General features: G+C 28.2%; 8 protein-coding genes. 5 read left to right on the forward strand and 3 right to left on the reverse strand.

The genetic code is table 4. The annotated features are described in order from the left end of the window. Positions 1-3: 3 nt before the first annotated feature. From rbfA to ACXYRR_RS03495, 3 genes are all read right to left on the reverse strand, one after another. On the reverse strand, positions 4-345 hold the full coding sequence (gene rbfA, locus ACXYRR_RS03485; RefSeq protein WP_458597965.1) for a 30S ribosome-binding factor RbfA: 342 nt from the start codon (positions 343-345) through the stop codon (positions 4-6). A gap of 69 nt (positions 346-414) precedes the next feature. Then, entirely contained in the window at positions 415-987 is a 573-nt protein-coding gene (locus tag ACXYRR_RS03490; protein ID WP_458597967.1) for a PTS sugar transporter subunit IIA, read from the reverse strand. Between the two features lie 10 nt (positions 988-997). Next, entirely contained in the window at positions 998-2,125 is a 1,128-nt protein-coding gene (locus tag ACXYRR_RS03495; protein WP_458597969.1) for a trigger factor-related chaperone, read from the reverse strand. Positions 2,126-2,194: 69 nt separating this feature from the next. On the opposite strand from ACXYRR_RS03495, the gene ligA reads away from it, so the two are divergent. From ligA to ACXYRR_RS03520, 5 genes are all read left to right on the forward strand, one after another. Continuing rightward, on the forward strand, positions 2,195-4,207 hold the full coding sequence (ligA, locus tag ACXYRR_RS03500) for an NAD-dependent DNA ligase LigA (protein WP_458597971.1): 2,013 nt from the start codon (positions 2,195-2,197) through the stop codon (positions 4,205-4,207). A 9-nt stretch (positions 4,208-4,216) separates the two neighbouring features. Next, on the forward strand, positions 4,217-5,311 hold the full coding sequence (locus tag ACXYRR_RS03505) for a DNA cytosine methyltransferase (RefSeq protein WP_458597973.1): 1,095 nt from the start codon (positions 4,217-4,219) through the stop codon (positions 5,309-5,311). A gap of 50 nt (positions 5,312-5,361) precedes the next feature. Further along, positions 5,362-5,532: a hypothetical protein gene (locus tag ACXYRR_RS03510; RefSeq protein WP_435129859.1), complete on the forward strand. Its 171-nt coding sequence runs from the start codon at positions 5,362-5,364 to the stop codon at positions 5,530-5,532. A gap of 86 nt (positions 5,533-5,618) precedes the next feature. Then, positions 5,619-5,807 carry a site-specific integrase gene (locus ACXYRR_RS03515; protein WP_435129862.1) on the forward strand — a complete coding sequence of 63 codons (189 nt, stop codon included), beginning with the start codon at positions 5,619-5,621 and terminating at the stop codon, positions 5,805-5,807. A 6-nt stretch (positions 5,808-5,813) separates the two neighbouring features. Beyond that, positions 5,814-6,095 (forward strand): tyrosine-type recombinase/integrase (locus ACXYRR_RS03520; protein ID WP_458597976.1); only part of this gene is annotated, 282 nt, incomplete at its 3' end.

A 6,095-nucleotide genomic window follows, 5' to 3' on the forward strand; every position in this document is an offset into this window, starting at 1 on the left:
TTTTTATTGTTTTTCTTTTTCTATATTTCTTAGTATCTCATCAATTCTTGCTCCTTTTTCAGAAACATCATCAATAAAGAATCTAACTGTAGGAGCCTTTCGTCAGTCCAAAGATTTTGCTAACATCTTACGAACATAACCAGCAGCATTATTTAATGCAATAAGTCCTTTTTTTGTATTAGATTCAAAATTTACATACACCTTTAAATCTGATAAATCAGATGATAATCTCACATCCATTACAGTTGGATTAATAATATTTACATTACTTATATTATGTTCAAGAATATCAGCAATCAATTGATGCACTTGTGATTCTTTTCGTTTTAAATTAATTTCATTCATAACATAATTATATAATTTATCTTATATTTAGTGAATAAAAGTTGCTGAAATATAATTTCAGCAACATTTTTATTTGTTTAATTCCACCTCGGCAATTGGTTCAGATAATACAACTGTATCACTTGTGCTTCGATCTGCTAAGAATTTAACTGCTTTATAATTACTTTCAGGTAAAACAGTTACATGAACATCGGAAGTATAACCTTTTGAATGCACTAAATCTAAATCCACATTAACTAGCACTTCGCCAACTTTAACTTTATCACCTTGTTTAACTACACTTTCAAACCCTTGTCCATCAAGTTTGACGGTATCAATTCCAATATGAACGAAAACTAATGCATTGTTATTTGCTTTAATTGTTACAGCATGCTTGGTAGTAAATAACATTTCTACTACACCTTCAACTGGTGAAAACACAGGAACAACACCAGAATAATGATCAAATTCAACTGCGAATCCATCGCCTAAAGCACCACTAACAAAAACTGGGTCTTTAGCATCAGAAAGGTTTACAAATTTTCCTTTTATTGGACTATGAATCACATCATTTGCTGGTTGATTTATTTCTTCTGTTTTAACTTCTTGATTTGTTTTTTTTGATTTTCTACTAAGTAGTTTTGCTAAGCAATCTCTCAACATAACATCCTTTCTATTTAAACCTTAAATATTTTTCGATTTCTATATATGTATCAGAATGATACTTTTTCAAGAAAATTGTCCCTAGTTTTTGCATTAAAATCGCATCAGAAATACGACGAGGATCAATTTGTTCATCCATAACAGGATTAAGTGATGCTTTTACTTTTGCGATTTCTTCTTTAATTTCTTCATTTGAGATAAAAATATCATACTTTTTAGAAATAACATTTAATCAAAAGAAGTCAGTTAATGTTTCTTTAACTATTGCAACCTTATCACCTTCGAATTTTTCATCAAAGTTAAATCCTTCAATATCACTTTGAATTAAATCTTGTGGAAAATCAATCGGTTTATTAAATTTCTTTATTTCCTTATAAATGTTCATTCCATAAGTAAATAATGAATTAGTAACCACTTCTTCTTTTGTAGTATAAAAAATAAAATCTTTTAATGATTTAAGATCGAAAACACCCGATATCTGCATTTCTTTTACATTATCATCATTTAATTTTTCATCAAGGTAATAGAAAACATCAATAATGGTAATTTGTAATTTAGTTGTTTCTAAATCAAAATCAAATGTTGATTTAGGTTTCATTCCTACTAACTTACTTTCTAATGTACTGTCTTTATCTGCTTTTGCTAATAATTCAAAACGTTGTCTGCGTTTTGAAATAGGATCAAAAGCATCTAAAATAACATGATCATTAGGTTCAATATCATCTGTGGTACGGAACTTACGTGGTGATTGGTTTTTAACATAATCATCGACAAAATTATTTATTTTTTCATCTGTGTCAGATAAAACAAAATCATTAGTTGGCTTAAAATCTAAGGTCAAATCATCTAGATAATTTTCTAAATAATAAGTTTTCAAATCAAATGAAATTGAATCCACATTCATGTGAATGTTTTCAGCAATAGGCATAAATGCAACTTTATTAGATTCACGATCTTTAAGTACATCTGTAAATATTTTTTGTTTCTCAAGCAAAATAACACCACGTGAAGCATATGATAAAATATCTTGTTGTGAAACTTTACCTTTTTTGGTAGTATTTAGATAGTTTAGTGCTTCATTTTGGTAATTAATTCATTGGTTTTTATCAACCAAGATGCTTGTCATTGTATATTTCATTTAAACTCCTTTATTTAAATTTTACTATAAATAAAATAAGTGTATAAAAATGTTTTGTATAATTATTTAATGAAAGATAAAAATTTAGAAGTTAAACTCCAAATTCAGCAATTAGTTGAAAAAATTAATCAATGAGACTGAGAATATTATATGCTTGATGCTCCAAGTGTTTCGGATTCTGAATATGATAGCGAATATAAGCGCTTACAAGCATTAGAAGAGACTTTTTCAGATCTGATCCTACCTAATTCACCAACTTTAAAATTAGGTGCTTGAAACAACGAGAAATTCGCTAAAGTAATCCACCAAAAACCGATGCTTTCTTTGAATAAGGCATACTCAAAAGAAGATGTTTTTAAATTTTTAAATGATATTAAGCAACAAATAAGTTCTGATATTTCATTTAATTGCGAACCTAAAATTGATGGATTATCTATTTCTTTGAAATATGTAGATGGTAGACTGATTCAGGCTTTAACTCGTGGAAACGGGATTGAAGGCGATGATGTAACAGAAAATGTTTTTCAAATTGAAAACTTACCTAAACAAATTAATTATCTAAAACCAATTGAAATAAGAGGTGAAGTATATTTATCTAAAACTCGTTTTAACCAACTAAATAAAAAACTGGAAACTGATAATAAAAAACTTCTAGCTAATCCGCGCAACGCTGCTGCAGGAACTTTAAAACTGCTAGATAAAAACATTGTAAAAGAACGTGGTTTATCAATTATTTTATATGATATAACAGATCCGATACTACATAATATCAATTTACAAAGTGATGTGATAAACTTTCTAAATCAACTGAATTTACCCACCAGCAAGCATAATAAGACATCTGCAGACTTTGATGAAATATGAAATTTCATCAAAGAATTCAAAGAGATCAAAAATTCCTTTGAATATGATTGCGACGGATTTGTGATAAAGCTAAATGACTTAAAATATTGAGATTCACTTGGTAGAACTTCTAAATTTCCAAAATATGCTATTGCTTACAAATATGAAACAGAAGAAAAAGTTGCTAAAATCAAAGAAATTGTTGCGACCGTAGGAAGAACCGGGAAAATTACCTATGTTGCAAATTTCAAAGACAAGGTTGAATTAAACCAAACCTGAGTATCAAATGCTACCTTGCATAATTATGAATATATAAAAGATATGAATATTAACATCAACGATGATGTTTTAGTAATAAAATCAGGTGAAATTATTCCAAAGGTTATTGCATTAGTTCATAAAAATTCTGATGGTATTTTTAAAAAAGTCACAAAATGTCCTTCTTGTAATCAGCTACTACATCAAAATGATTCATTAGTTGATCAATTTTGTATTAATCAACACTGTCCAGAACAAAAAATACGTGCTTTAATTCATTTTTGTTCGAAGCAGTGTGCTAATATTGAAACCTTAGGAAATGAAATTATCAGACTATTTTATCAAAAAGGATATATTAATACTTTTTCTTCTATATATATGCTAAATAAGTATAAAAATGATATCATTAAACTTCCTTCTTTTGGTAATTCTAAGAGCAAAAACAAAGAATATAAAAAAATTGATAATATTTTAAGTTCAATTGATAAATCAAAGTCTATTAAACTAGCAAATGCCCTCTTTGCACTTGGTATCCCAAATGTTGGTAAAACTGCTACCGCATTAATTGCTGCAAAAATAACTAAATTAACTGATTTAACAATAATAAATCTTAATTCTTTGTTACAAATAAACACAATCGGTCAAGTAATAATCGATAGCATCAAGAGTTTTATAAAAAACCCTAATATGCTTGAAGAAATATATAAACTTGATAGTATTTTTGAATATATTAATGAGGATTTTAAAACATCCGATTTATTAAATGGACAAAGTTTTGTTATTACTGGAACTTTAAGCAAATCTAGAGATTTTTTTAAAGACGAAATTATCAAAAATGGTGGCAAAGTGGTATCAAGCATTTCAAAGAATACTAACTTTTTACTCGCTGGAGAAAATGCTGGTTCAAAACTACAAAAAGCCTATGATTTAGGGATAAAAGTTATAAATGAAGATTATTTTAATCAAATGATTAAAATCTAGAAAGTATATATGAAGAAAATCGGAATTACATCTTTATTTGCTTCCGCAGGAATTGGTACATATTTATTAAAAAATATTGGTTTTGATGTTACCTTATCTAATGAATTGATAGCTAAAAGAGCATATATACACGATTTTTTATATCCAAATTCAAAAATGATAATCGGTGATATAAGTAATAAAAATGTCTTTGATTCATTGGTTTTAAGACACAAACAACTTAATAATCAAATTTTAATTGCTACCCCTCCTTGTCAAGGGATGTCACTAGCCGGAAGACGAAAGATAGATGATCCTAGAAATCTATTGATTACATATGTTGTAGATTTTATCAAACAAACAAATCCAAAACTTATTATTATTGAAAATGTAATTCAGATGTATACAACTAAGATAATGATAAATAACAAACTTGTAAATATCCAGGAATATTTAAAAAATGAACTAAGTAGTTTATATCAACATATCGATTTTTATAAATTAAATTCCAAAGATTTTGACACTGCACAAGACCGTAAACGTGCTGTAATTATCATTAGCAACCTAGATATACAAATACCACACCCCACAAAGATAAAGACTGTAGAAGAAGTAATCGGACACCTACCAAGCCTAGAATCAGGTCAAAGAAGTGATATAAAATATCACAATGCTTCCGTTCACAATGACAGACACATTGAATGAATGAAACATACACCGAGTGGAAAAAGTGCTCATTTTAACGAAAAGTATTTTCCTATCAAGAAAAATGGAGAACGAATCAAGGGGTATTCTACAACATATAAAAGAATTTCATGAGATAAACCTGCTCCGACTATAACAATGGCTAATGGTTCAATTTCTTCACAAAACAATGTACATCCAGGTAGATATAAAGATGGTTTTTATAGCGATGCAAGAGTTTTAACTATCAAAGAAATTTTACTTTTAACAGGTTTACCTGATGATTTTGTTTTACCTGATGATGTAAGTGATTCAAATATTAGACATATTATCGGCGAATGTGTACCACCGAAGATTTTTTATGGTATTTTAAAAGAAAACAAGGATAAATTTATTTCTGACAATCACCTAGTAATAAACAAATTTTTTACTGCTCGCTAAATCTAAATCCTAAAAAGTTTTCTACATCTACTCTGTATACTTTTTCAACCTTGTCTTATTTTAAAAACAATATAGATGCATCGTGATTTAAACTTAAAGACATTAATTTATTGAAAACCTTAATTTTTAAACAAATGAATAAACCTGAAAATAAAACAGTAGCAACACATCTGATTACTCACCTTGTCTTTTATGGGTTCCTTAAAATCATCCAAAAGTAATAATGAAAAAATAGTTATTATAACTTCTTATGGTAGAGATTTTGTAGACAAATGAATACAGGTGCTTAAACATAGATTGATTAATTTTGCTGATAGCTAAAACAGGATTATGGTTTTCTGGAGCATTGGCTATTACACCAAAAGATTTTGATTTCGTTAGGCAAACATTAAATGTATCAAAAACTTGAAATTATAAAGAAAATGGTGGATTTCTACCAACAAAAAATAAATCTTCAATTCGCAAGGTACAACTTGATTGAATGACTACATCATAGTTTGCAATGATAATAAAGGACATAGATCCGGAAAAACCTATTTTTATTTTTAAGGAACGAATTTACAATTCAACCATTAATGATACTTTGATTCGCAGGTGTAACAAAGCAAATGTTCCACTGATAACAATTCATGCCCTTAGACATACACATGCATCATTGTTGTTATATGCCGGGGTATCAATAGCTTCCGTTGCAAAGCGCCTCGGACATGCTAGTATGAATACTACCGAAAGAATTTATTTACATATCATTAACGAGTTAGAAAACAAAGATATTTATCTAGTA

The organism is Mycoplasma sp. 246B (assembly GCF_054353935.1).